We start from the raw sequence: 25,309 nt of genomic DNA, 5'->3' as shown, positions 1-25,309 counted from the left end.
AAATGCAGCGTCCTTCTCCCGCATTTTCCGAGTCGCCAGATGATTCCATCTGACTTGAAAATGCAGCGCCTCTTTGCCGCATTTTCCGAGCCGTCAGATGATTCCATCTGACTTGAAAATGCTCTAAGGCCGGCGCGTCATGACCGATAGCCAGATCACCAGCAAGCAAGCCCCGCAGCCCAAGCCATGGATCGAGGCGATCCATGCCTATGTTCCGGGCAAGTCCAAGGGCAAGGACGGGCGGCCGTTGATCAAGCTGTCGGCCAACGAGAACCCGCTCGGCACCAGCGAGGACGCCCTCGCGGCCCGCGCGCAGGCTCCCGCGCTCTATCCCGATCCCGACAGCACCGCCCTGCGCGAAGCGATCGCGGCGAAGCACGGGCTCGCCGCCGCGCGGGTGGTCATGGGCACCGGCTCCGACGAGCTGCTCAACCTTGCGGCCCAGGGCTACGCCGGTCCGGGCGACGAGGTGATCTACGTCCGCTACGGTTTTTCGGTCTACGACATCGCCGCGCGCCGCTGCGGCGCCGTGCCGGTGGTGGCGCCGGACGCCGATTACGGCACCGATGTCGATGCGCTGCTGGCCCTCGTCACCGAGCGCACCCGCGTGGTCTTCGTCGCCAACCCGAACAATCCCACCGGCTCCTACCTGCCCCGCGGCGAGATCACGCGGCTCCACGCCGGACTTCCCGCCGACGTCCTGCTGGTGCTCGATCAGGCCTACGGCGAATATGTCGCACCCGAGGATGACGACGGATCGCTGGCCCTGGCCGAAGCGCATGACAACGTGCTGGTGACGCGCACGTTCTCCAAGATCTTCGGCCTCGCCGGAGAGCGCATCGGCTGGGCGACCGGCGCGCCGGGCATCGTCGCCACGCTCAACCGCATCCGCGGGCCCTTCAACGTCTCCAACACCGGACAGGCCATGGCGCTGGCCGCGTTGGGCGATGCCGCCTTCGTCGAGGCCAGCCGCATCCACAACCGGGACGAACGCGCCCGCTTCGTCGCGAAGCTTGACACCTTGGGCAACCACGGGTTGCGGCCGCTGCCGAGCCAGGCCAATTTCGTGCTGGTGCTGTTCGAAGGCGCGCTGACGGCCGAAGCCGCTTTCGAGGGTCTGGCCGATCGCGGCTATATCGTTCGCTGGCTGCCGGGGCAGGGCCTGCCCCAGGCGCTGCGCTTCACCATCGGCAAGCCGCAGGACATGGACACGATCGCCGAGGCCCTGCGCGAAATGGCGGAAGCCGCGCAATGAGCTTCCAGAACGTCGCCATCATCGGCTTGGGCCTGCAGGGCGGATCGATCGGCCTTGCGGTGCAGGAATACCTGCCCGGCGTGGCGACCACCGGCTACGACCTCAGCCCCGCCCACCGCCAGCGCGCCGCCGAGCGCGGCCTTGTCGCGAAAGTCTGCGACACGGCAGCCGAAGCGGTGGCCGCGGCAGACCTGGTGATCTTCTGCGTCCCGCCGGGCGTCATGGGCATCGCCGCCGAACAAGTGCGCGAAGCCCTGCCGCTCAACGCGCTGGTCAGCGATGTCGGCTCCAGCAAGCAGGCCATCTCCAAGGCCCTCGGCACGGCCCTGCCCGATCATATGGTGATCCCCGCGCACCCCGTGGCCGGCACCGAGAACTCCGGCCCCGACGCCGGCTTTGCGCATCTGTTCCGCAACCGCTGGTGCATCGTCACCCCCGCGGCGCGGACCGATCTGGTCAAGCTCAGCGAACTCGTCGGCTTCTGGGAAGCGCTGGGCGCCAATGTCGAGATCATGACGCCCGAGCATCACGATCTCGTCTTGGCCGTCACCAGCCATGTCCCGCACCTCATCGCCTATACCATCGTCGGCACCGCGTCCGACCTGGAGGACGTGACGCAGGGCGAAGTCATCAAGTATTCGGCCGGCGGCTTCCGGGATTTCACGCGTATCGCCGCCTCCGACCCGACGATGTGGCGCGACGTTTTCCTGTCCAACAAGGACGCGGTGCTGACCATGCTCCAGCGCTTCACCGAGGATCTGACCGCGCTGCAACGCGCGATCCGCGTGGGCGACGGGCAGGCCCTGTTCGACCAGTTCACGCACACCCGGGCCATCCGCCGCTCGATTATCGAGGAAGGCCAGGACGATTCCCGCCCCGACTTCGGCCGCGGCGACCATGAGGGCGAACAGAAGACGTGACGACCGGGCGGGAGCCAAGGCCCGGTTCGCGCTTTGATCGGAATGCGGTTCGAACGCGAATTTCCGTTCAGGCACCAATCTTCGTTCAGGCACCACTCCTCGTTCAGGCACCACTCCTCGTTCAGACGCGTCAACCGGCGCAAGGGACTTCCGACGCCTCATGAAGCTCTCGATCTCCGCGCTGCTCGACTACTCCCTGGCCGGTCCCACCGACGTTCTCCTCCAGCTGGAGGCGGCGCTGCTGCCCGAGCAGATCGTGCACCGCGCCCATATCACCCTGCCGCCTTTCGAGCATTTCGCGCGCCTGCCGGGCCATGACCAGATCGGCGACCGCATCTGGCTCCACGTCACCGACCGGCTGACCGTCCGCTACGAGGCCGTCGTCGAGCCGCGGCGGTATCTCGCGCCGATCGAAGGTCTGCCCGCCATGCCGCCGCATCTGCTGCCCGGCGAGACGGTGGATTACCTCCTGCCCTCGCGCTACTGCCCTTCGGACACGTTCCTGCAGTTCACGCTCGACATGTTCGGCACTCTTGCTGGCGGCGAGCGGGTCGCGGCCATGCGGGACTGGGTGAGCGGCCACATGCGCTACGTCCCCGGCTCCAGCAATTCCCTGACCACGGCGGCGGACAGCTTTGATTCGGGCGAAGGCGTCTGCCGGGACTATGCCCACCTGATGATCAGTCTCTGCCGCGCCAGCGCCATCCCCGCGCGCTTCGTCAGCGTCTACGGGCTGGGCGTGGAGCCGCAGGACTTTCATGCCGTGGCCGAAGTGTTCCTCGACGGGGCCTGGCACCTCGTCGACGCGACCGGGATGACCCGGCCGGAAGCCATGGCGAAGATCGGCGTCGGGCCGGACGCCGCCGGCGTCGCTTTCCTGACCAGCTACGAGCCGGTCACACTGCAGGCCCAGTCGGTGGAAGTGCGCGAGGTTCCCTGAACGTCAGGTGTTGAGCGCGTTGATCGCCGTGATGACTTCCGCTTCCACTTCCTCGCGCGGGCGGCCCGGCTCGATCCTCTGGCCGACGCGCATGACGATCGTGCCCGGCTTCTTCCAGAGGCGGTGATAGAGCCGCCCGCTGTCCACCGCCACGGGGACCACGGGCAGGGCCAGAAGCTTGTAGAGCCCGGCAAAGCCAGACTGAAGCGGGGCCTGCTCGCCATGGGGAATGCGCGTTCCTTCGGGGAAGATCGCCAGCGGCCGCCCCAGCGCCGCGAAGCCGCGCGCGGAACTGACCATGGCGCGCAGGGCCTTGGCGCCCTGGTCGCGCTCCACCGAAACCACGCCGTACTTGCGCGCCGCCCAGCCCCAGCCGGGCAGGCCGACGAGTTCGGCCTTCGGGAAAGGCGCCGGGAAGTTCATCAGCGCAGGCAAGTCGATCGCCTCGTAGAAGCTCTCGTGCTTCAATGCCACCAGCACGCCTTCCTCGGGCATCGTGCCCTCGATCCTGAGCCGTATCCCCAGCAGGTACCGGCAGCAGAGGCGGTGGAACTGGCTCCAGCCGCGCACCGTGCGCCGCATCGGCTCGGTGCCGATCAGCGATGTCAGCCCCACTCCGGTGACGAAGAACAGGGTTCCGGGATAGAACACCAGGTAGAACAGAAGACTGCGAACGACGTCGAGCGGGGTAGCGCGCATCAATTGGCTTTCCAGGGGGGCCGGTTCCAGAGGTCGAGTGCCATACGCCCAAAATACTTATGGTACTCGAGGAAAAGCGTGCTCAGGCTCGGACGGGAGGGCACCCCATCCTCGAGAATGGCAATATGGTCGGGCAGTTCGCGCGCCAGCTCGTAAGCGGCGCGGCGCATGTGCCAGTCGGCCGTGACCAGCCGCACCGAACGCGCTTTGCGCCGGGCCAGCCAGTTCGCCGCCTCCACCGCGTTCGAGCGCGTGTCATAAGCTTCGTAGCCCAGCGTGATGCAGCATTTCATGAGCCGGTCCGGGATGCGGAACTCCGCCGCCAGTTCGCGCGGCTTCACCTCGCGGTCGACCCCGGAGATCAGCAGGCGCGGCGCGCGGCCCGCATCGAGCACGGTCAGCGCCCGTTCGATGCGCCCCTTGCTGCCAGTCAGCACGATCACGGCATCCGTGCGCACGGCATCGTCCAGCGGCCCCGGAAGCGTCACCGCGAACCATAGGAACCCGAAAAGCCAGATCAGCAGGAGGAAGGCGGCGGTGCGACGGAACATGAGCGATCTATAGCGACTTGCGTAGACTATAGCATCTTGCGCAATGCGTGCAGCACCGTCAGGCGTGCCGTCAGCATGGCGAGCAGGGTGGAGAGCAGCGGGACCAGCGCCAGCAGCAGCCAGTCGCTCCAGACCAGGGCGCCGCTGTCCACCAGCCCGGCGCCGAGACTCGCGAAACGACGGCCCAGCGAAAGGATCACCACCATCGCCAGGGCCAGTCCCACGGTACCGCCGCCCGCCGCGTCATAGCCGATGGAGCGCTGGAACACGCGGGCGACCTGGGTATCCGTTCCGCCCAGCAAGTGGACGATCTCGATCACATCGCGATTGGCGCCCAGCGCCGAGCGCGCCGCCAGCAACACCGCCGCGGCCAGGGCGCCGGCGAGCAGCACGACCAGCGAGATCGACAGCACCTGCAAGGATACCATCGCGTCGAACACCGGCTTCAGCCAGGTGGATTGGGCATCGACTTTGGCCGAAGGCGCGACCCGGGCGATGGCCTGTTCGATCGCGCCGAGCTGCTGCGGCGTCGCCGGCCCCTTGAGCCGCACGTCGATCAGCGAAGGCACGGGAATCGCCGCGCCGGTGGCAGCGGCAATGCCGGTGCCGAGCCAGGGTTCGATCAGGGCGTCCAGCTCGGCCTGGGGCACCTGGCGCAGGCCCGCGACATGCGGCAGGCGCTTGATCGCCTCCACCGCCGCGGCGGCTTCCCTTGCGCGAATATCGTCGCGCGGCTCGATCACCTGGATGGTGACTCCGCCCTCGATCTCGGCCCGGGCCGAGGAAATCGCATTGCCGAGCGCAAGCCCGGCCGCGAGCGCGATGGCGGTCATCGCCACCATGATCGCGATCACCCAGGGCATCGGCCCGGACATGCGCGTCTGCGGGATCAGCTCCGCGCCGCGGACGCCCAGCCGCCGCCAGCCCCAACTCCAACGGGAACCCGCACCCTGTTCACCCCCTCGGCGGGACCGACCCGCCCCGGAGATGTCGTCCCCGCTCATGACGGCCGCCGTGGGGGATAGCGCAAGGCGCCGGTGGGATCGGCCAGGCGTCCGCGGTCCAGCCGCATGATCAGGCTGTCCGGCACCTTGCGCAGCAAGTCGAGATCGTGCGTGGCGACGACGACGGTCGTGCCCTGCCGGTTGAGCATCTCGAAAAGGCGCAGCAACTTGAGCGCCATCTCGGAATCGACGTTGCCGGTCGGCTCGTCCGCCACCAGGATCGCCGGGCGCGCGATCACCGCGCGGGCTATGGCCACGCGTTGCTGCTCACCGCCGGAAAGCGTCGCCGGGCGGGCGTCCATCTTGTCCGACAGGCCGACCCATTCGAGAATGTCCCGCACGGGGCCGCCGATGTCGCGCTCCTGATGGCCGGCGACACGCAGTGGCAGGGCGACGTTATCGAAGGCCGAGAGATGCGGGATCAGGCGGAAATCCTGGAACACCACGCCGATCCGCCGCCGCAGCCCCGGCAGACGGCTGCGCGGCAGGGTTATGGCGTCGGTCCCGAACATGCGGATCGCCCCGCGCGACGGCCGCTGCGCCAGATAGAGCAGCCGCAGCAGCGAGGTCTTCCCCGCGCCGCTCGCCCCGGTGAGGAAATAGAACCGCCCCGCGAAAAGCGTGAAGGTCAAATCGGACAGCACCTCGCGCTCCGTACCGTAGCGCAAGCCGACATTGTCGAAATGAACGATTTCCCCGTCGGCGATCATGCTCGTATAATCTATGCTGCGTCTGGTCCGAACGGGCGACCCGATGCGCTATAGCGAGCATTGAATGTGGAAAAAAGGGCGTTCCGGCTTGTGCCCACAGGTCGATGCCTTGTCGTAAGAGAGTCACTCGTGCTTTAGCTTGTTATCATGATCATTGCCTGCCCAGCTTGCTCTACACGATATGCCGTGCCGGACAGCGCGATCGGCATCGACGGCCGCACGGTACGCTGCGCCAAGTGCCGCCACAGCTGGTTCCAGGAAGGCCCCGAGGCTGCGGCCGAACCCGCCCCGGTTCAGGACGCGCCGACTTACGCGGCAGAGCCCCGCCCCGCCGAACCACGGCCAGTTGAACAGCGGCCAGTTGAACAACGGCCGGTTGAACAGCCGCCCGCGGAAACCTGGCCCGCGGAACCCGCGCCTGTTGCCGCGCGACCGACCCCCGCCGCGCAACCGGCTCCCGCCGTGCCCGTGCAGCCGGCCGCGCCGCGCGAAGCGATCCGCGTTCCGGGTCGCACCGCCGCCCAAGCCGCGCCGGAACCGGCACCGCCCCCCACATCGGCAAGCCGCCAGGGCGAGGCTTCCCGCGAGACCGAACCGGTATCGCCGCCCGCCGCCGTTGCCGGCGACAGTGAACGGAGCACCCGCAAGTCCGGCGCGGTCTACGACGACACCACCGCCGTCCACTATGCGGACGAGGGCCATTCCAGCTTCGACTTCGCCCCGCCGTTCCGCCCGCGCCGCAACTGGACGCGGATCGCCACGTTCGGCTCGGCGCTCTTTGCCGTCGTCGCCCTGGGGCTGACGGGCGCAGTGGCATGGGGCGGCCTGCCGGACTGGCTGCCGATCCCGCACCAGACCTTTTCGCAGGCCCAGCCCGATCTCCAGCTGGACTTTCCGCGCAAGCGGCAGGACCGCAAGCCCCTGCCCGACGGCACCGAGTTCTTCTCGGTCAGCGGCACGATCAGCAATATCGGCAGCGTGGCCCGCAACGTGCCCTCCCTGCTGGTGGTGCTGCGCGACAAGCGGGACCGCATCGTCTACGAAAAGGAAGTGGTCCCTTCCAAGCGGAAGCTGGCCCCCGGAGAAGCGATCACCGTCAACGAGGCCCTGACGGACATTCCCAAGGCCGCTGCCGCCGCCGAAATCGGCTGGAAGCCCGAATAATTTTCGCAGCATCGGCCGGCACTCCGCTGCCGGCTTTACAGCGCGCCCGGCCGCAAGGCCTGGGCGCGTTTCTGCATGGTCACGCGAATCCGCCACAAAATCGGTGACCTGCAAAATAATTCGATCTTTTTGAAAATAATTGGCGGAAGCCACTTGCCGGGTTCGGAACCCTTTGCTAGTGGCGCGCTCCTGCCAAGGGGCGGCTTCGAAGCCCCCCGGTGATTTAGCGGTCATGGCGGAATTGGTAGACGCGCAACGTTGAGGTCGTTGTGGGCGAAAGCCCGTGGAAGTTCGAGTCTTCTTGACCGCACCATCACTCTTGTAGATCAAGATTGGACAAAGCCTTCGGGCCCCCGCAAGGGGGCCCGAAAGTCGTTTGGGCTCCTGAGAATCGTTGCCTCGCCAGCCGCGTAGCCGACATGGCGGACTGCCCGTCCAGGCTTCCATTCCCTCTCTATAAGCAGATCGCGGCGCCGCTGCCCTCAGTGCAGCAGGATGCCTCAGGCGACGGCGCGCGCCACGCCTTTGCCGAGTTCGTCGGGAGAGACAGGCGTGCTGTCGCCCAGCAGGTCGCGCACGATCGCGTAAGTCCGGTCGTTGTCGACATCGATGGCCTGGGTGCCGTCGGCCATGATGACGGCGCGCACCCGCAGGCCCATGCGGCGCGACGCGCGCACGACGGCGCCGGACAGCGATTCCATGCCCAACTTTATCATCACCAGCCCGACCAGGCCGATCGCCCGCAGGATGCGAGCGCTTTCCCGTCCGCCGATGCGGGCGCCGCGAAACACGTCCACGGCATCCACGAAGCGGGCCCCCGCCATGCCGTAGAGATCGCATGTCGCGAACTCGCCGTCGCGCAGCGCGATATAGTTGCGCAAGGCGCTGGGATGCGCCGCCTCCACCGCATCGCGCCGGGCAAGCGCGAACGTCACGTCGCAGCCCACCAGCATGTCGGCCATGGCATCGATCGATTCCGGGCTGAGCAGCGCATGATCGGCCGTGGTGACGAGCAGCGGCCCGTCCCAGTCTTCCGCCGCGGCGCGCACGCTTTCGGCGATGTCCTCTTTCGCTTCGACCAGCGCAATGGTGCCCCGGCCCGGCAGGCGGGTGAGCACGTCCCAGATCGGATCGAACGCCTCACGCTCGACGCAGACGGCCAGGCTGGCGACGCGCGGATGCTGCGCGGCGGTCTGCAGCACATGGGCGATCAGCGGCCGACCCGCCAAGGGGATCAGGCAGCGGTGCTTCTCTCCGAAGCGTTCCGCCAGAGGGTCGACGCCCGCCGGGCCCAGCCCATGACCGGCCAGGACGACCAGGCGGAGGGGTGGGTGTTCGATGTCGTCGATATCGGGAGAAACCGGAGGAGTCATGATCCCTGACGCTATGCCCCGTACTTGTGACAGCGCCGTGACTTCGGCCACCGCCCTGCCGCGCGCCGGCCGCAGAACTCCGCGATTCTCGCAGGCGGATCGGCCGCCGCATGTTCAAGCTATGGATAACGCGCCCGCTTCGGCTTGCCTCTCGCCGCCCGCTTGCCCAAGGCAGCAGACGTGAGCGCCAATATCGTGATCGGCCAGACCCCGCAGGGCGAGTCGATCGAGATCGACATCAAGGAACTACTCGCGACCCGCCTGCTGGTGCAGGGCAATTCCGGGTCCGGCAAGTCGCATCTGCTGCGCCGCCTGCTCGAAGAGAGCGCTTCGGTCGTGCAGCAGGTGGTGATCGACCCGGAAGGCGACTTCGTCAGCCTTGCGGAGGAATTCGGCCATGTCGTGATCGACGGCGCCGCTTATGCCGAAAGCGAGATCGTCCGCCTCGGCGCGCGCATCCGCGAGCACCGCGCCTCTGTCGTCCTGGCACTGGACGAGCTGGAAATCGACCAGCAGATGAAGTGCGCCGCGCAGTTCCTCAATGCCATGTTCGATGCCCCGCGCGAGCAGTGGTATCCCGCGCTGGTGGTGGTGGACGAAGCGCAGATGTTCGCGCCCGCCGCGGCCGGCGAAGTGTCCGAAGAAGCGCGCCGGGTCAGCCTGGCGGCCATGACCAACCTCATGTGCCGCGGACGCAAGCGCGGGCTGGCCGGCGTGATCGCCACCCAGCGCCTCGCCAAGCTGGCCAAGAACGTGGCGGCCGAAGCCTCGAACTTCCTGATGGGACGCACGTTCCTCGACATCGACATGGTGCGCGCGGCCGACCTGCTGGGCATGGAACGGCGCCAGGCGGAATCGATCCGCGACCTCGCACGCGGCCAGTTCCTCGGCCTCGGCCCGGCGATCAGCCGCCGCCCGGTGGCGGTCAACATCGGCTCCGTGCTGACCGGCGCGAAGTCGGTCACGCCCGGCTTGATGCCGCTGCCCACCGCCTCGACCGACGAGCTGCGCGAACTGCTGCACGACAATCTGCACGTCGAGCCGGACCGCCCCGAATTCGCCCGCCCCGCACCGCGCCCGGCAGTGGACGTCGACGCGTTGAGCGAAACGATCGCCCATGGCCAGCCGGCATCCGCCGCGGCGCCCCCGCGCCTCGAACGCCCGGAACCCGAGCCCGAGGAAAACCGCGCGGCGATGCTCGAAATCCTCAACACCATGGCCCAGGACCCGGAATGCACGTTCCAGTCCTCGACCACGTTGTTCCAGGACTTCACGATCCGCTGCCGCATGAAGGGCATCTCGGTGCGCGGCGTGGACGCCACGATGTTCCGCCGCGGCTTCGCGGCCGCCATGGCCGGTATCGAAGATCCCGACGACGAGCGCTGGTTCGATCTCGTGAACCTGGCCAAGCACGTCCCCGACGATGCGCTGGCGCCGTTCTACATGATCGCCCGCGCCGCGATGGACGGGCTGCCCTGCCCTGACGACATGACCCTGGCCCGGATCTACGGCACCAGCAGCCCCCGCCGCGTCGCGCGCCTGCTCGACTACCTGGAGAAGGATGGGCTGATCGTGGTCCGCACGGACTTCTCCGGCAAGCGCTCGGTAGGCCTGCCCGATCTTGGCGTCACGACGGCACCTGTCGAGGGCTGAAGGTCCAGGACCTCCTGCAGGAGGTGCCGGTCCCTTGCTCCGCGGAAAAACGGCGTTGGCCGGCTCGTTTCCGAGCCGCTTTCTCGTCCTGACCCTTGGTCATGGCATGCCGGAATTGCCGCTTCAGGGCACCAGCACGGTATCGTGCGGCTCGGCCTCGGCCCGGGGATAGTCCAGCGTGAAGTGAAGTCCCCGGCTCTCGTGCCGGTGCAGCGCCGAGCGGACGATGAGTTCCGCCGTCTGAAGCAGGTTGCGCAGCTCGATCAGGTCGGTCGAAACGCGGAAGTGGCGGTAGTATTCCTCGACCTCGCCGTTGAGCATCTGGATGCGGTGCATGGCGCGTTCCAGCCGCTTGGTGGTGCGCACGATGCCGACATAGTTCCACATGAACCGGCGGATTTCCGTCCAGTTCTGCTTGATGACGACTTCCTCGTCGGAATCGATCACCCGGCTTTCGTCCCAGGCGCGGACGGGGGGCGGACTGTCGAACGCGTCCCAGTGGTCCAGGATATGGGCCGCGCAGGATTCGCCGAAGACGAAGCATTCGAGCAGCGAATTGGACGCAAGCCGGTTGGCGCCGTGAAGCCCGCTCTCGGTGCATTCCCCCGCCGCATAGAGCCCCGGCAGGTCGGTCTTGCCGTCAAGGTCGATCAGCACGCCGCCGCAGGTGTAGTGCTGGGCGGGCACGACCGGGATCGGCTCCTTCGTCATGTCGATGCCCAGGCCCAGAAGCTTCTCGTAGATGTTCGGGAAGTGCTCGCGGATGAATTCCTCGGGCTGGTGGCTGATATCGAGGTGAACGTAGTCCAGCCCGGAGCGCTTGATCTGGTCGTCGATGGCGCGGGCCACGACATCGCGCGGGGCCAGTTCGGCGCGCTCGTCGTAGTCCGGCATGAAGCGGTGGCCGGTGACCGGGTGGAGCAGGTGCCCGCCCTCCCCGCGCACGGCCTCGGTGATGAGGAAGTTCTTGACCTCCAGATTGTAGAGGCAGGTCGGATGGAACTGCATCATCTCCATGTTGGAGACGCGCGCACCCGCGCGCCAGGCCATGGCGATCCCGTCACCCGTGGCCCCGCGCGGCGCCGTGGAGAACTGGTAGACGCGTCCCGCGCCGCCTGTCGCCAGGATCGTCGCGCGGGCGGTATGCGCCGCGACCCGGCCGGATTTCTCGTCGAGCGCGTAGACGCCCCAGACCCGCCCCGAACCCGAATAGCGCAGTTCGTGCCGGCCGGTGATCAGGTCGATGCACGACTGCCCGGGCAGCAGCGTGATGTTGGGATGGTCTTCCGCGGCCTTGAGCAAGGCGCTCTGCACCGCCCAGCCGGTAGCATCGGCGACATGGACGATGCGGCGATGCGAATGGCCGCCCTCGCGCGTGAGGTGAAGCTCGCTGCCCTCGGTGTTGAACGGCACGCCCAGTTCGACCAGCCGCTCGATGGCATGGGGTGCGCGCTCGATCACGAACTCCACCGTTTCGCGCCGGTTGAGACCCGCGCCGGCCACCATGGTATCCTCGATATGTTCGTCGAACGTATCGCCCGCATCGAGCACAGCGGCGATCCCGCCTTGCGCCCAGGCCGTGGAGCCACCGGTCAGCCCGCCCTTGGCCAGGACCAGGACCTTCAGCTTGTCGGCCAGTTCCAGAGCCGCGGTCAGCCCAGCCGCGCCGGAGCCGATCACGATCACATCGTGTTGCGGCCAATCGGACGGGGAAGGGTCTTGCGCGGGGACGGGATCAATATTCGTAACCATTCCGGCTCCATGCCGGGACTGGGCGCGTCACGCAATATTTAGCTTTGCCCGCCAAGCCCGCCCGCAATCATGTTGCAGTGCAGCGTTACAGTCTCTAAACTCGCCGGATATTCATTAAGAGGGTAACGTCGCCCCAAACCGGCCCGCGCAGAGAAAGCCGGACCGTTTCTCGACCGACTTCTTCAAGGTCAGCTTCTCCGGGCCCGCGTTTTTCGGATCCGCATTCTTCAAGAAGCTTCTGTAGGGAGCATGCCGGGATGACTGCCTTTTACCGACACCCCCTCCAGACCATGTTCTGCCGTTTCGACCGGCACGCGCCGGACCGCGATTCCGTGCATTGGGACGGCACGCATTACGCGGCGATCTGCAGCCTCTGCAGCCGGACGATCCGCCGCCATGCACACAGGGTCTGGAAGGAATTCCCCGAAGGCCGCGCCTGAGGTCAGTGTGCTGCGGCCCGGGAGAACAAGTTCATCACGATCACCCCGGCAATGATCAGCGCCATGCCCAGGATCGCCGGCAAGTCCAGCTTCTGCCCCTGGAATATCCACGCGATCCCGGCAATCAGCACGATCCCCGCCCCGGACCAGATCGCATAGGCCACGCCGGTCGGCATGCCGCGCAGCGCCAGCGACAGGCAATAGAACGCCACCATATAGCCCGCCGCCATGATCAGCGTCGGCACCAGCCGGGTGAACCCGTTCGACTGCTTGAGAAACGACGTGGCGATCACTTCGGCGACGATGGCGACCGCCAGGTAGAGGTAGCTCACCAGGCCGATCCCTGACGGCAGCACCCTACCGGCGGCGCGATCACGCCGCGACCGAACTGGTGAGGCTGACGAAGACGTCCTCCAGGTCCGCCTCGCGCGTGGTCACGTCGATGATGGCGAAGCCCTGCGCCTGTACGGCCGAGAGGATCTCGCCCGCGTTGCTGCGGTCCTTGTCGTAAGTGATCTGGAGAACGCGCTCCCCGGTCATCTCGCACTTGAGGAAGCCGGGGTGGCTGGGCAGCGCCGAAACGTCGCGGTCCAGCGTCAGCACCAGGATCTTCTCGCGTGCCATGCCCACCAGTTCGCGGGTCGGCTTGTTGGCGATCAGTTCGCCGTGATTGATGATGGCGATCCGGTCGCACAGTTCCTCGGCCTCTTCGAGGTAATGCGTGGTGAGCACGATGGTCGCGCCTTCGCGGTTGAGTTCGCTCACCAGTTCCCAGAGCTGGCGGCGCAGTTCCACGTCCACGCCGGCGGTCGGCTCGTCGAGCACCAGCACGGGCGGCTGATGGACCAGCGCCTTGGCAATCAGCAGGCGGCGTTTCATGCCCCCCGAAAGCGTGCGGGCATAGGCGTCGCGCTTGTCGGACAAGTGCACCGCGCGCAGCAGCTCTTCCGAGCGGCGCAGCGCTTTGGTGATGCCATAGAGTCCGGCCTGGTTCTCCAGCACCTCGAACGGCGTGAAGAACGGGTCGAACACGATTTCCTGCGGAACGATGCCGATCGAGCGCTTGGCGTTGCGCTGGTTCCTGTCGATATCGAAGCCCCAGATATCGATCGAGCCCGAGGTCTTGCGCACGAGCCCCGCCATGATGTTGATCAGCGTGGACTTGCCCGCGCCGTTCGGGCCGAGCAGCCCGAAGATCCCGCCTTCCGGAACGTCGAAGGATACGCCCTTGAGCGCCAGCTTGCCCTCTCCGCTTCCGGCGGGGGCGTAGCGCTTCTTGAGGTCGCGGATCGAGATGGCGGCGGACGTCGTGCTGGTCATGGCCCGCATGTGGGGCAGGACGGCGTCCCAGTAAAGGCCCGGCATGCGCTGCCCGGCCCTTCAAGTTCCGAAAAACGGCCGCTCAGTGCCGGGGCGGGTCGATCAGTTCGCCCTGGTTGCCCTCGTCCGCCTCGCCGATTTCCTGGTGCTGCCGGATCGTCTGCAAGGCGCGGGCCCGGGCGGGATCGAAAACATCGAAAGCACCCTCGAACCCCATGCCGATCGCACGGTCCTGGCGCTTGCGCCGCGCGCGCCGCATCATCCGGCCGATCAGCGCCGGCATGGCGATCAGCAGAACCAGCGCCGTGCCCAGGACGACGAATGCTTCCATGGAGCCCCCTTGTCCTGTCCCCTCGGCGCCCGGATCAGCTGTCCGCGCTGCGGCTATCGAAGAAGTTGCGGCTCGCCTCGATCTCCGGACGGTTGGCGAAGGCCCAGGCTCCCAGTTCCTTCACCGGCAGCGAAAGCGAGCGGCCGAGATCGCTGAGCGCATATTCGACGCGCACGGGTACGCTGGGATGGACGGTGCGCAGCACCAGCCCGTCGCGCTCCAGCGCCCGCAACGTGCGCGAAAGCATCTGCTGCGAGATGCCGTCGATCGCGCGCTTCAATTCGTTGAAATGACGGTCGCCTTCCAGCAGCGTCATGACCACCAGCATCGACCACTTGTCCCCCACCCGGCTGAGGATATCTCCGATCACCCGGCAGGCGCCGGCGGAATGCACCATGTCCGGCGCGGCGGCAGAGACCGGATTTTCGGAGGCCCGCTTTTCGGGAACCGGCTTCTCAAGGGTAGTCATCTTCATGGTACCTGGTCCTGAAAAAATGCGCTCTTGGCGTTCTTCGCAGTGCAACATAGCTAGAGCCAGTCATTATTCCAGACCAACGCCATTTTCCAGACTGCCCTTCCAGAAAGGCCAAACGTCATGAAGCTTCTCCACCTCGATTCCAGCATCCTCGGCGAAAATTCCGTCAGCCGCGCCGTTTCGGCCGCGATCACCGCCTCGCTGACCAAGGCCGATCCCTCGCTGGAGGTTTCCTACCGCGATCTCGCCGCCGAGGCCCTGCCGCACCTCACCCTCGACGTGCTCGGCAATCCTGAAGGCACGCCCGAGCTGGCCGAATTCCTCGCTGCCGACGTGGTCGTGATCGGCGCGGGCATGTACAACTTCACCATCCCCAGCCAGCTCAAGTCCTGGTTCGACCGCGTGCTCGTGGCCGGCAAGACCTTCCAGTACACTGCCGAAGGTCCGCAGGGCCTGGCCGGCGGCAAGAAGGTCTACATCGCCCTTTCGCGCGGCGGTTACTACGGCGAAGGCCAGCCCGGCGCCGCGGTCGAGCATGCCGAGAGCTATCTGCGCGCGGTCCTGGGCTTCATCGGCATCACCGATCCCATCTTCGTGCTCGCCGAAGGCATCGCCATCGGCCCCGACGTTCGTGAAAAGGCGCTTGCCGACGCCCTTGCCGAAGCCGGCACCCTGGCTGTCCCGGCCTGACATCCAAGGCAACTTCCGGCCGCGCGGCCGGGCACAAACGGGCGCCCGCCCGTTTTTGAGCGGCACCGGCCCGGGTTTGACCCGGGCCGGTGCCGCAAGCCATTCGGAAGTGATGAGCCCACCAAGCAAAGACTTGCTGGAAATTCCCGTGAAGGCTTGGTAATCGGCCGATCCATGAGCACGCAGCCCGAAACCGTCTACACCGATTCCCACCGCGTTTCCTGCGACGGGGCCACCGACATCCGCGCCGCCGGCAACTATGTGCCCGCCGCCCTCGGCCACCCGCGCGTGTGGCTGGAGATCGACGAGAAGGGCTATGTCGACTGCGGCTATTGCGACCGCCATTTCGTCCTGAAAAACGGCCCCGCCGACCAGCGCGCAGCCTGATCCGCATTCCGGGCGCGACCGGGCCCATGGCGGCCCGGCGCCCGATCCTGCCTTCCCCTTCCAGCTACCTGCGTCCTCCCAGCCGGGGAACGCGGGAAAATCCAAGTCTTGCACGCTTGTCATAAACCGGGCAGCATCCCGGTCCGGGAACAGCATGGAGGAAAGCCATGGACGACCTGGACCGCATGAAGGCGAATTCCGGCCCGGATACCGAACGGGGTCCCGGCACGACTCCCGGCTTCGAATTCAATCACCCGACGATCATCAGCCTGCTCTACCTGGCGTCCTGCATCACCGGCGTCACGGCGATCGTGGGCATCGTCCTTGCCTACGTCTGGCGCGGAAAAGCCGGGGACGGTTGGGAACGATCGCATTACCAGTACCAGATCAACACATTCTGGATCGGCCTCGTCGGCTCGGTCCTGGGCGTGCTGCTCCTGGTCGTGGTGATCGGCTTCCTGGTGCTCATGGCCGTGGCCGTGCTGGTGATCGTGCGCAGCGTGATGAGCCTGCTCAACGCGCAGAAGCACGAGCCCATGCCCGATCCATCGACTTTGTGGATCTGAACGCCGCCGGCGTCGGTAACCGAATGATAAGAATGATACGCCATATATCGTTTAGAGGGATGCCGGGGGGCGACTGCCTGTGAACATGCTCAGAATACGTGCGCATCAGCGCTATGCCCTTCGCCGCGAAGCGAGCATCCTGCGTGGGTCACGCCGGATCGGCACCGGCCTTCTTGTAGAAGTGTCGCAGGAAGGCTGCCGGATCGGCTGCGTCATGCCTGCCGACCTGCTGCCCGACCCCATCGAGAACGGCGAAGTGCTGCTCATCGCCCCGGATGGCGCGGAGCCATTCGAGGCGCGGGTGCGCTGGAGCGGCAACGGCACACTGGGCTTCCGTCTCCTGCGCGCTTTCCACCATCATGAGCTGGACAGGCTGATTCGCACTTGCCGGGGCGAATTCGACGCCCCAGATGCGCGCGAATACGGAACCTGAGGACACTTCTTCCCCCATGCCAAGACCTTACCGCCGGCCCTCGCACCGGCGCTGGCACCCGGCTTCGATCTGGCTGCTGCTGCCGCTCGTTCTCGTGGCCGGGCTCTATCTCTGGCACGACCAGCGCAGCGGCGCGCCCACGCTGGGCGGCGGCCTGTTTCCCGCCGCGCCCGATACCGAGACCGCGCGCTTCGCCCATTGCTCGGGTCCGGTGCGCAAGACCTGCGTCGTCGATGGCGACACCTTCTGGTACCAGGGCACCAAGATCCGCATCGCCGACATCAACACCCCCGAAACCAGCACGCCCGAGTGCCGGGACGAGGCGCAACTCGGCGCGGAGGCGACGCGCCGCCTGATCGCCCTGCTGAACGCCGGTCCCTTCACGCTCCAGCCCGGCGGCGATGGCCGCGACAAGGACCGCTACGGCCGCGCCCTGCGCATCGTCACCCGCAAAGGCCGCAGCCTGGGCGCGACGCTGGTGGAAGAAGGCCTGGCGGAGCAGTGGCAGGGGCATCGCCGCAGCTGGTGCTGATCGGCACACCCCCAGGAAACGGACCGGCATGGAAAAGGGCCCGGAAGCGCTGCTCCCGGGCCCTTTCCTGTTTCTTTGTGAACCGGCTTATTCGGCCGCTTCGGTCGCGCCGAACATGTCGGGTTCGGTGCCGTCGGCCACGAGCACTTCGTCGTTGGCCTTCACCTTGCGGCGCGAATCGAAGTTCGACCACACGTCGTTCCAGTTGCCGCGCGTCGCGCCCTTCGAATATTCCGTCGAGCGGGTTTCGAAGAAGTTCGCGTGCTCCACGCCGTTCAGCAGCGGCTGGAGCCAGGGCAGCGGGTGATCCTCGATCAGGTAGATCGGGTTCAGGCCCAGCTGGCTGAGGCGCCAGTCGGCGATGTAGCGGATGTACTTCTTGATGTCCTTGGCGGTCATGCCGGGGACCGGACCCATCTCGAAGGCCAGGTCGATGAAGGCGTCTTCCAGGCGAACCGTGGTCTGGCACTGGTCGGCGATGTCGTCCTTCACGGCCTTGGTCAGGCAGTTACGCTCCTGCACGAAGGCGTGGAACAGGCGGGTGATGCCCTCGCAGTGCAGCGATTCGTCGCGCACGGACCACGAAACGATCTGGCCCATGCCCTTCATCTTGTTGAAGCGCGGGAAGTTCATCAGCATCGCGAAGCTGGCGAAGAGCTGCACGCCCTCGGTGAAGCCGCCGAACATGGCCAGTGTGCGCGCGATGTCCTCGTCATTGTCGACGCCGAACTTCTGCAGGTAATCGTGCTTGGCCTTCAGCTCCTCGTACTCAAGGAACATGCCGTATTCGCTCTCGGGCATGCCGATGGTGTCGAGCAGGTGCGAGTAGGCGGCGATGTGCACCGTCTCCATGTTGGAGAAAGCAGTGAGCATCATCTTGATCTCGGTCGGCTTGAAGACGCGCGCGTACTTCTCGTGGTAGCAGTCCTGCACTTCCACGTCGGCCTGGGTGAAGAAGCGGAAGATCTGGGTGAGCAGGTTGCGCTCATGCTCCGAGATGTTCTGCGCCCAGTCGCGGCAATCCTCGCCCAGCGGCACTTCCTCGGGCAGCCAGTGGATCTGCTGCTGCGTCTTCCAGAAGTCGTAAGCCCAGGGGTATTCGAAGGGCTTGTAGGTCTTGCGGGCTTCGAGAAGGGACATGGGCGGACAACTCCGGGGGTTCGATTCGCATGGGGCGCCGGGCGATTCGAAAGGCCGATATGCGGCCTTTCGCGCCTTTCCCGGCGCATGATCTTGGAGGCCCGGAGCAAGCTCCGGGGCCGATGCCCGCCACGATACCCAAATTTGATCGTTTTTGGAGCGGGTTGGCAAAAGTTTGCACAGCAAAAAGGCACATCTTGCGCCTTGACCAATATGGGGACGCAAGGGCTTGTGGGCCAGCGGTAAGTGGCGAATCGTGGAACCGGGCCGGTTTGCAGCGCTTTCTCCCTTATCGACAAGCCCGTCCCGCCCTTCACGGAGGAATAAGCCATGCCCCCTTCACCATCGGACTTCGACCCCGTCCAGACCTCCTGGCCCACCGAATCGGGCGTCGTCAAAAAGGGTATGACGGTGATCGCGGCGGACGGCAGCGCGATCGGCACGGTCGATCATGTCGACGGGCAGGAAGTGGTGCTGGAAGGCGAAGGCTCGTCCTTCATCGCGGTGTCGGAGATCGACGGTGTCGACGGCGACAGGATCCTCCTCTCCCCGCGCGGCGATGCCACCTTCGGGCTAGGGGCCGAGCCCTGAGCGCGCCGGGCGCGGGAACCCTGATCCGCCCTGCCGCAGCCTCGCACGAGCCGTTTTGCCTACGGGACCAAATGCCGGAACGAAGCGCCGAAGCGGGCCGTTAGAAAGGCAGATACTCTCACCCGCACAGGAGAACCCCTCATGTTCGAGAAGCTTCGCATCCGTGAGCACATGGAAGTCACCGATTATACCGGCAAGCATGTCGGGACCATCGACGAGGTCAAGGACGACCAGCTCAAGCTGACCCGGTCCGACAGTTCCGATGGCGCCCATCATTTCATCGCTTTCGACAACGTGGACCGCATCGAGGACAACCGCGTCTATCTGAAGGAAGGCACGCCGATTCCCATGGGCGCCGGCACCAACTGACGCCTTCGTCCCTCGATGACAGATAAGGGAAGCGCGCCCGCTTCCCGACGGAACCCCGGCCTCCCGCCCCCGGACGGCCGGGGTTCCTGCGTCTGCCGCCGCTCTTCGCTCGGGCGATGGGCGCGCAAGTTATGATACACAAAGGCTAGCAACTCTTCCCAAGCCCGCGCGCGGCTGATAGCCCGTGCAACAAGAACAGAAGACGGGCCAGAATAACAGGTAACGGGGGAAGAGCCGTGATTGCACGCCCAAGCACTGCCGCGCTGCGGCTCCTGATCGCGGCCCTGCTGCCGCTCGCCCTGACCAGTTGCGACAAGCCGGCCCAGCCGATCGAACAGGCCATGGTCACTGACCCGGACGAATGGCCGAGCTGGGGCCGCACCGGCAGCGAAGCCCATTATTCCCCGCTCGATGCGATCGACACCGACACGGTAGGCCGGCTCAAGCTCGCCTGGCACTTCGACCTCGAACCCGGCTATACCGCCAGCACGCCGCTGATGGCGGAGGGCAAGGTTTTCCTCACATCCGGCCACTCCCACATCCGCGCGCTGGATGCGGTGACCGGCAAGCAGCTCTGGGAATACGACGGCGGCACGCGCGAGCGCGCGACTTCGGCGCTTCAGATGTCCTGGGGCAACAAGGGCATCGCCTATGAGGCCGGCGAAAACGGGACGGGCCACGTCTTCCTTGTCACCACTGACGGCTACGTGATCTCCCTTGATGCAAGAACCGGCAAGGAAGTCTGGAAGACATACGACTTCCCGGACGATTCCCCGCGCAATTCCAACGGCGCCCCGCGGGTGTTCGGCGGCAAGGTGATCGTCGGCTTCGGCGGTGCGGACATCAGCCCGGCGCGCGGCTTCGTCTCCGCCTACGATGCGCGAACCGGCAAGCTCGCCTGGCGGTTCTACACCACGCCGGGAGACCCGGTGACGCCCGGGAACGAAAAAGCCGAAGCGGTCATGCGCAAGACCTGGCCCGGCGGCTGGACAAACCCCGACGGCACGCGCCGCGGCGGCGGTGGCACGGCCTGGAACGCCTTCAGCTACGATGCCGAACTCGGCCTCATCTACCTCGGCATCGGCAACGGCTTTCCCTATAATCAGGCGAAGCGCAGCCCCGGCGGCGGGGACAACCTGTTCCTCGCCTCGATCGTGGCGGTGGACGTGAAGACCGGCGCTTACAAGTGGCACTACCAGGTCTGCCCTGCAGAGCAGTGGGACTGCACCGCCACCACCGACATGACGCTGGCCACGCTGAAGATCGACGGCAAGGACCGCAAGGTGCTGATGCAGGCGCCGAAGAACGGGTTCTTCTACGTGATCGACCGCGCGACCGGCCAGTTCATCTCGGCGCAGAAGATCGCCAAGGTCACCTGGGCCGACCATATCGACGGCAAGACCGGACGCCCGGTGGAAAATCCTGGAATCCGCTATGCCGGCAAGCCCGGCCTGTTCGAACTCTGGCCCGGACCGACCGGGGCGCACTCCTGGATGCCGCAGGCCTACAGTCCGCTCACCGGGCTGGTCTATCTCCCGGTCATCGAACAGGGCGCGCTCATCGGCGACGGCCAGAAGGGCGGCGGCGAGATCACGGCAGGCATGGGCGTGACGCTGATCCCCGAAGTGGAACTGCCGGGCAGCCACAAGAGCTTCCTGCGCGCCTGGAACCCCGTCGCGCAGTCGCTCGCCTGGGAAGTGGAGCTGCCGGGCAACTGGCCGGGCGGCGTCATGGCCAGTGCGGGCGGCCTGGTGTTCCAGGGCCAGATCGACGGCAGGTTCGTGGCGCGGGACGCCAGGACCGGCAAGCAGCTCTGGTCGTTCAAGACCGAAAGCCCGATCGTAGGCGCACCGATTACCTATCGCATGAACGGGCGGCAATACGTCACCGTCATCACCGGCAGCGGGGGCAACGGCGCGGGGATCAATTCGCCCGGCAACGCCGCCTTCCGTACCGACTATCGCCTGCCGCGCCGGGTCCTCACTTTCGCGCTGGACGGCCAGGACACGATCCCGCCCTTCGTCATGCCGGACCTCGTCCCGCCCACCGATCCGGACTTCAAGCCGGACCTCGCCCGCGCCCAGGCCGGGGCCATGCTGTTCGGCACGCGCGCCTGCCTGGTCTGCCACGGCTGGAACGCCGTGGGCGGCGGCGCCGCGCCGGACCTGCGCTATTCCCCGATCATCACCGATGCGGCCACGTTCCGGCAGGTGGTGAAGGAAGGTGCCCTCAAGATGAACGGCATGCCGCCGTTCTCCGCCTTCACCGACGAGGAACTGGAAACCATGCGCTTCTACTTGCGCGCCAGGGCCCAGGCCGCCCCGGCCGAGCAGAAGGCGCTGCTGGACAAGGCCAGGACCGCGCAAGCCAGCCATGCAAAGCCGCAGGACTTCGCGGGCACCTGGAACATCGTGATCCAGACCCCGGTCGGCGCGCAGAAGGCGGTCATGGTCCTGAAGGTGGCGGGCAATGTGGTGACGGGCAAAGTCAGCGCCGACCAGGGCACGGTGGAAGTCGCGGGGGGCGTGAAGGACGGCCGCGCGAAATTCCAGGGCAAGGCCTCGATGCCCATGCCGATCACCGTGAGCTACGACGTCACGGTGCGCGAAGGCAAGCTCAGCGGCGAAAACGCCAACGGCCCCTTCGGCAGCTTCCCCCTCACCGGCACGCGCCCCCTGGCGCGGTAGCCGGGGCCATCGAAGGGCGGAGAGCCTGGCTTTTACGGGCGGGACGACAGGCCCCGGAACGGCGCGCGCTGCTCTCGTAAGCCGTCTTCCAAGGCCCGCACCCTTGGTACGCACGGGAATCGGTACGGACGTTTCCGATCAACAGCTGCCCCCGAACCGCAAGACGTTCCGGGCGGGCTGGAACACGCGATCGACAAGCGCTTCTCGTTTTATGGCTTTGCAGGCTATACCGATATCGATTCCAACGTGCCGACCCGCGACTACCAGCGCTTCGTCGGCCGTCTGGGCATTCGCTGGAACATCGGCCTTACCAACTGACCGCAACAGCACCGGGAGCCAGGCAATGAACAGGTTTACCGCCGTTACCGCCCCAACCGCCGCCCTGGTCCTGGCGACCGGGCTGGCCACGCTCGCCGGCTGCGCGGCGGACGGCGCCCCGCCGCCGGCTGCAGGCCCGGCACCCACGCCTTCCGCCAGCCCCGCCGTTCTGGCAGGCACCTCCTGGAAGCTCGTGCAGTTCCAGTCCTCGGATGACGCCCAGGGCACCAGTACGCCGGGCGAGGGTCGGACCTATACCCTGGAGTTCGCCGCCGACGGCGCGCTGGGGATGCAGCTGGATTGCAATCGCGGGCGCGCCACTTACACGGCGGCGCCCAACGGCGAAGGCGGCACCCTGTCGATCGGTCCAGTCGCCTCCACGCGCGCGCTCTGCCCGCAGCCGGACATCGGCCAGACCCTTGCCGCCCGCCTGCCCGACGTGGCCAGCTATACTTTGCGCGGCGGCCACTTGTTCCTTGCCCTCAAGATGGATGGCGGCATCTTCGAACTCGCGCCGCTCTGAGCCGCCCGGCGTGACATCCCGCACTTTCGGTACCGATCGCAGACAGGGCCGAGCCTGGTTGGCGCGCATCTGCATGGCGCTGGCCGCAGCCTGCTGTCTCGTCGGTGCCGCGCCGCCGCAGCACCCTTCCGTCCCGGAAGTGCTGGCCTCGGCCGTCCCCGCCGTGCGCCAGAAGGACGCGCCCCCTCCGCCGCCCAAAGCCGACGACGCCTCCGACCCCGCCCTCACCGCCGGCTTCGAGAACGATGCCGCCAGCGCCAAGGCCATCCTGCGCAAGCCCCCCAGCCGCTTCGACTACGACGAAGTGCACAAGCTCAACCTGCTGCGCGACCGTCTGGCCGCCGACCGCGACCTAGCGCGCGAACTGGCCGATCGCAGCAACCTGGACGCGCGGATCATCCAGGCCCAGATCAATGCCCTCGGCCCGCTGCCCGAAACCGGCAAGACCGAGGCCTCGGCCATTACCCAGCAGCGCAAGGTACTGGACGCAAAGCTCTCCGTAGCGCTCGCCCCGGTGCTGCGCGCCCGAGAGGCGCAGGCGCGCGCGGCAACGTTGGTGACCGATCTCGACAACCGGATCTCTACCATCGAACGCCTGCGCAAGGGGGAGCGGGCCCGCTCGGTGCTGGACCCGCGGCTGTGGGTGGATTTTGCCTGGGACGTGTCGCGCGGCATGAGCCTGGTGGCTCACAACGTGGCCGCGGCCTACGCCAGGGAAGGCTTCGGCGGCCTGGTCGGCCGCCTGCTGGGCGCCGCGGCGCTGGTGCTGCTTGGGCCGTTCGCCTCCACCTGGGCCTTGCGCGCGGGCAGCCGCGCGCTGGAAAAGCGCATTCCCACCAGCCAGCAGCTTTCAAGCCGCCTGCCTCTCGTCGTGCTGGAGGACGTGACCGGCGCGATCGTGCTGTTCTTCGGCATCGGCTGCACCATCGGTGCATTCGTCCTCGTCCTGAAGCCGTTCATGGCCATGCCCGCGCTGGTCACGCTGAGCGTGCTGCTGGTGCTGGCGGCGCTGATGGTCGCCATCGCCCACTGGCTGGGCCGCAGCACGCTGCGATCCCCCTTCACGGAACTGCGACTGGTGCAATTGCGGCCGGAACTGGTGGACAAGGGCGTCTCGACCGTCCGCTGGATCGGCATCGTCATGGCGCTGGAGGCCGTGGTGGAGGGGCTGGAGCAGGGCGGCTTCGCCTCCGGCACCGTGATCGACCTGATCTCCGCCCTGCTGCTGATCGGCGGAGGCTGGTTGATCTGGACCCTGGCCAACCTGCTGCGCGACGGCCGCCAGGAAGAGGCGCACGAAAAGCACACCGTTGGCGATGCCCTCGATTTCGCCGCCCCTTTCAGCCGTGTCCTGAAGCTCCTGGTGATCGGCAGCGTGAGCGCCGCCGCGATCGGCTACATCGTGCTCGCGCGCGAGATCTTTTCCGACGTCGTTGCCTCCATCGCCATCATCGCCATCGCCATCTTCCTCCACCGCCTGATCTCCGCCGTGCTGGACATGCTCGCCCAGGGCCGGCTCAAGCGTTATCACCGCACCCTGCACATCATCCCGATGGTGACGGGACTGCTGCTCACGCTTGGCACGCTGCCGCTGCTGGCCGTGACCTGGGGCTACAACAGCCGCGAGATCGGCGACGGCATCGTGGCGCTGCGCAGCGGCGTGACCATCGGCCGCGTCAACCTCTCTGCCGGAGACGTGCTGACCTTCTTCTTCGTTTTCCTGGGCGGTTACGCGATCACCCGCTGGCTCAAGCGCGTGCTGGACCTGACGGTGCTGCCGCAGTTCGGGCTGGACCGCGGCTCGCAGGCCTCGATCGTGACGATGATCGGCTATGTCGGCGTCGTGCTCGCCACCGTGCTCGCCATCGCCAGTACCGGGCTGGACCTGTCGAGCCTGACGTTCGTGGCCGGGGCGCTTTCGGTCGGGCTGGGCTTCGGCCTCCAGTCCACCGTCGAGAACTTCACGAGCGGGATCATCCTGCTGGTCGAACGGCCGATCCGCGAGGGCGACTGGATCGAGGTCGGGAATTTCTCGGGCATCGTGCGCAAGGTCTCGGTGCGGTCCACCCATCTGGAGAGCTTCGACCGCCACCAGATCATCATACCCAATTCCCAGCTCATCACCGGCAGCGTCAAGAACCTGAGCCTGGGCGCGGCCCTGGCCCGCGTGGTGGTGCCGGTGAACGTAGCCTACGGCTCGGACCTGGAGAACGTGCGCATCGTCCTGCTCGACATCGCCGCCACCCATGCGGGCGTGCTGCAATCGCCCGCGCCCACGGTGACGCTGGACGGCTTCGCGGAAAGCGCCGTCAACTTGCGCCTGCTCGTCTTCGTGCCCGATGCGACGGATGGTTCCGCGATCGCCTCGCAGCTCCGCTTCACGATTGCCCAGCGGTTCGGCAAGGAAGGCATCCAGATGCCCTTCCCCCAGCGCGAAATCCACATCCGCAAGGATCGGGACGCCTAGCCAGGCCAGTTGCGCGCGA

Annotated in this window: 27 protein-coding genes, 1 tRNA gene and 1 pseudogene; 18 read left to right on the top strand and 11 right to left on the bottom strand. The window is 66.7% G+C overall.

Annotation, left to right across the window (positions count from 1 at the left end; translation table 11 throughout):
- Positions 1–139 precede the first annotated feature (139 nt).
- The 3 genes from hisC (at position 140) to EDF58_RS09610 (ending at position 3,115) form a co-directional block, all read left to right on the top strand.
- On the top strand, positions 140–1,255 hold the full coding sequence (gene hisC / locus EDF58_RS09620; RefSeq protein WP_132264839.1) for a histidinol-phosphate transaminase: 1,116 nt from the start codon (positions 140–142) through the stop codon (positions 1,253–1,255).
- The gene (locus EDF58_RS09615; protein WP_132264837.1) at positions 1,252–2,175 is read left to right on the top strand and encodes a prephenate/arogenate dehydrogenase family protein; all 924 of its coding nucleotides are present in this window, start codon (positions 1,252–1,254) and stop codon (positions 2,173–2,175) included. The genes hisC and EDF58_RS09615 overlap by 4 nt, the downstream gene beginning before the upstream one ends.
- A gap of 160 nt (positions 2,176–2,335) precedes the next feature.
- A complete protein-coding gene (locus tag EDF58_RS09610; RefSeq protein WP_132264836.1) occupies positions 2,336–3,115 on the top strand; it encodes a transglutaminase family protein in 780 nt (259 codons plus the stop codon).
- A 3-nt stretch (positions 3,116–3,118) separates the two neighbouring features.
- On the opposite strand, the gene EDF58_RS09605 is transcribed toward EDF58_RS09610, so the two are convergent.
- The 4 genes from EDF58_RS09605 to ftsE all read right to left on the bottom strand — a co-directional run bounded on the left by EDF58_RS09605 (position 3,119) and on the right by ftsE (position 6,079).
- Positions 3,119–3,814: a 1-acyl-sn-glycerol-3-phosphate acyltransferase gene (locus EDF58_RS09605; RefSeq protein WP_132264834.1), complete on the bottom strand. Its 696-nt coding sequence runs from the start codon at positions 3,812–3,814 to the stop codon at positions 3,119–3,121.
- Positions 3,814–4,365 carry a YdcF family protein gene (locus tag EDF58_RS09600; protein WP_132264833.1) on the bottom strand — a complete coding sequence of 184 codons (552 nt, stop codon included), beginning with the start codon at positions 4,363–4,365 and terminating at the stop codon, positions 3,814–3,816. Before EDF58_RS09600 ends, EDF58_RS09605 begins: the two co-directional genes overlap by 1 nt.
- 26 nt (positions 4,366–4,391) lie before the next feature.
- On the bottom strand, positions 4,392–5,240 hold the full coding sequence (locus EDF58_RS09595) for a cell division protein (RefSeq protein WP_243654178.1): 849 nt from the start codon (positions 5,238–5,240) through the stop codon (positions 4,392–4,394).
- Between the two features lie 125 nt (positions 5,241–5,365).
- On the bottom strand, positions 5,366–6,079 hold the full coding sequence (gene ftsE / locus EDF58_RS09590) for a cell division ATP-binding protein FtsE (RefSeq protein WP_132264831.1): 714 nt from the start codon (positions 6,077–6,079) through the stop codon (positions 5,366–5,368).
- 147 nt (positions 6,080–6,226) lie between these two features.
- On the opposite strand from ftsE, the pseudogene EDF58_RS26625 reads away from it, so the two are divergent.
- From EDF58_RS26625 to EDF58_RS09580, 3 genes and pseudogenes are all read left to right on the top strand, one after another.
- Positions 6,227–6,322, top strand: a pseudogene (locus tag EDF58_RS26625) (MJ0042-type zinc finger domain-containing protein); the annotation flags it as partial.
- Positions 6,323–6,541: 219 nt separating this feature from the next.
- Complete coding sequence (locus tag EDF58_RS09585; protein ID WP_243654184.1) at positions 6,542–7,243, top strand: DUF3426 domain-containing protein; 702 nt, start codon at positions 6,542–6,544, stop codon at positions 7,241–7,243.
- A gap of 226 nt (positions 7,244–7,469) precedes the next feature.
- A tRNA-Leu gene (locus EDF58_RS09580) sits at positions 7,470–7,556 on the top strand.
- 187 nt (positions 7,557–7,743) lie between these two features.
- On the opposite strand, the gene EDF58_RS09575 is transcribed toward EDF58_RS09580, so the two are convergent.
- Complete coding sequence (locus EDF58_RS09575; RefSeq protein ID WP_132264827.1) at positions 7,744–8,616, bottom strand: NTP transferase domain-containing protein; 873 nt, start codon at positions 8,614–8,616, stop codon at positions 7,744–7,746.
- A 180-nt stretch (positions 8,617–8,796) separates the two neighbouring features.
- Between EDF58_RS09575 and EDF58_RS09570 the strand changes: the two genes are divergently transcribed.
- A complete protein-coding gene (locus EDF58_RS09570) occupies positions 8,797–10,269 on the top strand; it encodes an ATP-binding protein (RefSeq protein ID WP_132264825.1) in 1,473 nt (490 codons plus the stop codon).
- Positions 10,270–10,392: 123 nt separating this feature from the next.
- On the opposite strand, the gene nadB is transcribed toward EDF58_RS09570, so the two are convergent.
- Positions 10,393–12,021 carry an L-aspartate oxidase gene (gene nadB, locus EDF58_RS09565; protein WP_132264823.1) on the bottom strand — a complete coding sequence of 543 codons (1,629 nt, stop codon included), beginning with the start codon at positions 12,019–12,021 and terminating at the stop codon, positions 10,393–10,395.
- Between the two features lie 257 nt (positions 12,022–12,278).
- Here nadB and EDF58_RS09560 point away from each other — a divergent pair, with 257 nt between their 5' ends.
- A complete protein-coding gene (locus EDF58_RS09560; protein WP_132264821.1) occupies positions 12,279–12,461 on the top strand; it encodes a hypothetical protein in 183 nt (60 codons plus the stop codon).
- A gap of 2 nt (positions 12,462–12,463) precedes the next feature.
- Here the strand turns inward: EDF58_RS09560 and EDF58_RS09555 are convergent, their stop codons facing one another.
- From EDF58_RS09555 to EDF58_RS09540, 4 genes are all read right to left on the bottom strand, one after another.
- Entirely contained in the window at positions 12,464–12,796 is a 333-nt protein-coding gene (locus EDF58_RS09555; protein WP_165921378.1) for an SMR family transporter, read from the bottom strand.
- Between the two features lie 37 nt (positions 12,797–12,833).
- Positions 12,834–13,781: an ABC transporter ATP-binding protein gene (locus EDF58_RS09550; protein ID WP_132265326.1), complete on the bottom strand. Its 948-nt coding sequence runs from the start codon at positions 13,779–13,781 to the stop codon at positions 12,834–12,836.
- An 82-nt stretch (positions 13,782–13,863) separates the two neighbouring features.
- Positions 13,864–14,112, bottom strand: coding sequence for a hypothetical protein (locus tag EDF58_RS09545; protein WP_132264817.1), 249 nt, complete (start codon positions 14,110–14,112; stop codon positions 13,864–13,866).
- A 34-nt stretch (positions 14,113–14,146) separates the two neighbouring features.
- Positions 14,147–14,509, bottom strand: a complete 363-nt coding sequence (locus EDF58_RS09540) for a helix-turn-helix domain-containing protein (protein WP_207912894.1) — start codon at positions 14,507–14,509, stop codon at positions 14,147–14,149.
- Positions 14,510–14,707: 198 nt separating this feature from the next.
- Here EDF58_RS09540 and EDF58_RS09535 point away from each other — a divergent pair, with 198 nt between their 5' ends.
- From EDF58_RS09535 to EDF58_RS09515, 5 genes are all read left to right on the top strand, one after another.
- A complete protein-coding gene (locus EDF58_RS09535; protein ID WP_132264815.1) occupies positions 14,708–15,277 on the top strand; it encodes an FMN-dependent NADH-azoreductase in 570 nt (189 codons plus the stop codon).
- 174 nt (positions 15,278–15,451) lie between these two features.
- Positions 15,452–15,664, top strand: a complete 213-nt coding sequence (locus EDF58_RS09530) for a zinc-finger domain-containing protein (protein WP_132264813.1) — start codon at positions 15,452–15,454, stop codon at positions 15,662–15,664.
- A gap of 167 nt (positions 15,665–15,831) precedes the next feature.
- On the top strand, positions 15,832–16,230 hold the full coding sequence (locus EDF58_RS09525) for a hypothetical protein (RefSeq protein WP_243654156.1): 399 nt from the start codon (positions 15,832–15,834) through the stop codon (positions 16,228–16,230).
- An 85-nt stretch (positions 16,231–16,315) separates the two neighbouring features.
- Complete coding sequence (locus EDF58_RS09520) at positions 16,316–16,663, top strand: hypothetical protein (protein ID WP_132264811.1); 348 nt, start codon at positions 16,316–16,318, stop codon at positions 16,661–16,663.
- 16 nt (positions 16,664–16,679) lie between these two features.
- Positions 16,680–17,195 carry a thermonuclease family protein gene (locus tag EDF58_RS09515; RefSeq protein WP_243654155.1) on the top strand — a complete coding sequence of 172 codons (516 nt, stop codon included), beginning with the start codon at positions 16,680–16,682 and terminating at the stop codon, positions 17,193–17,195.
- A gap of 87 nt (positions 17,196–17,282) precedes the next feature.
- Here EDF58_RS09515 and EDF58_RS09510 read toward each other — a convergent pair whose 3' ends face one another.
- Positions 17,283–18,335, bottom strand: a complete 1,053-nt coding sequence (locus tag EDF58_RS09510) for a ribonucleotide-diphosphate reductase subunit beta (protein WP_132264807.1) — start codon at positions 18,333–18,335, stop codon at positions 17,283–17,285.
- A gap of 330 nt (positions 18,336–18,665) precedes the next feature.
- Here EDF58_RS09510 and EDF58_RS09505 point away from each other — a divergent pair, with 330 nt between their 5' ends.
- The 5 genes from EDF58_RS09505 to EDF58_RS09485 all read left to right on the top strand — a co-directional run bounded on the left by EDF58_RS09505 (position 18,666) and on the right by EDF58_RS09485 (position 25,290).
- The gene (locus EDF58_RS09505; protein ID WP_132264805.1) at positions 18,666–18,926 is read left to right on the top strand and encodes a DUF2171 domain-containing protein; all 261 of its coding nucleotides are present in this window, start codon (positions 18,666–18,668) and stop codon (positions 18,924–18,926) included.
- 141 nt (positions 18,927–19,067) lie between these two features.
- A complete protein-coding gene (locus EDF58_RS09500; RefSeq protein WP_132264803.1) occupies positions 19,068–19,295 on the top strand; it encodes a DUF2171 domain-containing protein in 228 nt (75 codons plus the stop codon).
- A 236-nt stretch (positions 19,296–19,531) separates the two neighbouring features.
- On the top strand, positions 19,532–21,982 hold the full coding sequence (locus tag EDF58_RS09495) for a PQQ-binding-like beta-propeller repeat protein (RefSeq protein WP_243654154.1): 2,451 nt from the start codon (positions 19,532–19,534) through the stop codon (positions 21,980–21,982).
- Positions 21,983–22,325: 343 nt separating this feature from the next.
- Positions 22,326–22,823 carry an META domain-containing protein gene (locus EDF58_RS09490; protein WP_165921364.1) on the top strand — a complete coding sequence of 166 codons (498 nt, stop codon included), beginning with the start codon at positions 22,326–22,328 and terminating at the stop codon, positions 22,821–22,823.
- 73 nt (positions 22,824–22,896) lie between these two features.
- A complete protein-coding gene (locus EDF58_RS09485) occupies positions 22,897–25,290 on the top strand; it encodes a mechanosensitive ion channel domain-containing protein (RefSeq protein WP_165921363.1) in 2,394 nt (797 codons plus the stop codon).
- Positions 25,291–25,309: the final 19 nt, after the last annotated feature.

The sequence above is a fragment of the Novosphingobium sp. PhB57 genome (genome assembly GCF_004342985.1).
In the GTDB taxonomy this organism is placed as follows: Bacteria; Pseudomonadota; Alphaproteobacteria; order Sphingomonadales; family Sphingomonadaceae; genus Novosphingobium.
The sequence above is the reverse complement of the archived record's forward strand: the minus strand, read 5'-3'. Positions and strand labels throughout refer to the sequence as shown.

What these genes read in the sequence shown, in the direction of transcription:
- EDF58_RS09560 (WP_132264821.1), top strand. Translation starts at nt 12,279, where the DNA reads ATGACTGCCTTTTACCGACACCCCCTCCAGACCATGTTCTGCCGTTTC.
- EDF58_RS09515 (WP_243654155.1), top strand. Translation starts at nt 16,680, where the DNA reads ATGCCAAGACCTTACCGCCGGCCCTCGCACCGGCGCTGGCACCCGGCT.
- EDF58_RS09600 (WP_132264833.1), bottom strand. Translation starts at nt 4,365, where the DNA reads ATGTTCCGTCGCACCGCCGCCTTCCTCCTGCTGATCTGGCTTTTCGGG.
- EDF58_RS09595 (WP_243654178.1), bottom strand. Translation starts at nt 5,240, where the DNA reads ATGTCCGGGCCGATGCCCTGGGTGATCGCGATCATGGTGGCGATGACC.
- EDF58_RS09610 (WP_132264836.1), top strand. Translation starts at nt 2,336, where the DNA reads ATGAAGCTCTCGATCTCCGCGCTGCTCGACTACTCCCTGGCCGGTCCC.
- EDF58_RS09505 (WP_132264805.1), top strand. Translation starts at nt 18,666, where the DNA reads ATGCCCCCTTCACCATCGGACTTCGACCCCGTCCAGACCTCCTGGCCC.
- EDF58_RS09485 (WP_165921363.1), top strand. Translation starts at nt 22,897, where the DNA reads ATGGCGCTGGCCGCAGCCTGCTGTCTCGTCGGTGCCGCGCCGCCGCAG.
- EDF58_RS09520 (WP_132264811.1), top strand. Translation starts at nt 16,316, where the DNA reads ATGCTCAGAATACGTGCGCATCAGCGCTATGCCCTTCGCCGCGAAGCG.
- EDF58_RS09500 (WP_132264803.1), top strand. Translation starts at nt 19,068, where the DNA reads ATGTTCGAGAAGCTTCGCATCCGTGAGCACATGGAAGTCACCGATTAT.
- EDF58_RS09490 (WP_165921364.1), top strand. Translation starts at nt 22,326, where the DNA reads ATGAACAGGTTTACCGCCGTTACCGCCCCAACCGCCGCCCTGGTCCTG.
- EDF58_RS09545 (WP_132264817.1), bottom strand. Translation starts at nt 14,112, where the DNA reads ATGGAAGCATTCGTCGTCCTGGGCACGGCGCTGGTTCTGCTGATCGCC.
- EDF58_RS09530 (WP_132264813.1), top strand. Translation starts at nt 15,452, where the DNA reads ATGAGCACGCAGCCCGAAACCGTCTACACCGATTCCCACCGCGTTTCC.
- EDF58_RS09535 (WP_132264815.1), top strand. Translation starts at nt 14,708, where the DNA reads ATGAAGCTTCTCCACCTCGATTCCAGCATCCTCGGCGAAAATTCCGTC.
- EDF58_RS09540 (WP_207912894.1), bottom strand. Translation starts at nt 14,509, where the DNA reads ATGGTGCATTCCGCCGGCGCCTGCCGGGTGATCGGAGATATCCTCAGC.
- hisC (WP_132264839.1), top strand. Translation starts at nt 140, where the DNA reads ATGACCGATAGCCAGATCACCAGCAAGCAAGCCCCGCAGCCCAAGCCA.
- EDF58_RS09575 (WP_132264827.1), bottom strand. Translation starts at nt 8,616, where the DNA reads ATGACTCCTCCGGTTTCTCCCGATATCGACGACATCGAACACCCACCC.
- EDF58_RS09605 (WP_132264834.1), bottom strand. Translation starts at nt 3,814, where the DNA reads ATGCGCGCTACCCCGCTCGACGTCGTTCGCAGTCTTCTGTTCTACCTG.
- EDF58_RS09510 (WP_132264807.1), bottom strand. Translation starts at nt 18,335, where the DNA reads ATGTCCCTTCTCGAAGCCCGCAAGACCTACAAGCCCTTCGAATACCCC.
- EDF58_RS09525 (WP_243654156.1), top strand. Translation starts at nt 15,832, where the DNA reads ATGGACGACCTGGACCGCATGAAGGCGAATTCCGGCCCGGATACCGAA.
- EDF58_RS09615 (WP_132264837.1), top strand. Translation starts at nt 1,252, where the DNA reads ATGAGCTTCCAGAACGTCGCCATCATCGGCTTGGGCCTGCAGGGCGGA.
- ftsE (WP_132264831.1), bottom strand. Translation starts at nt 6,079, where the DNA reads ATGATCGCCGACGGGGAAATCGTTCATTTCGACAATGTCGGCTTGCGC.
- EDF58_RS09550 (WP_132265326.1), bottom strand. Translation starts at nt 13,781, where the DNA reads ATGACCAGCACGACGTCCGCCGCCATCTCGATCCGCGACCTCAAGAAG.
- nadB (WP_132264823.1), bottom strand. Translation starts at nt 12,021, where the DNA reads ATGGTTACGAATATTGATCCCGTCCCCGCGCAAGACCCTTCCCCGTCC.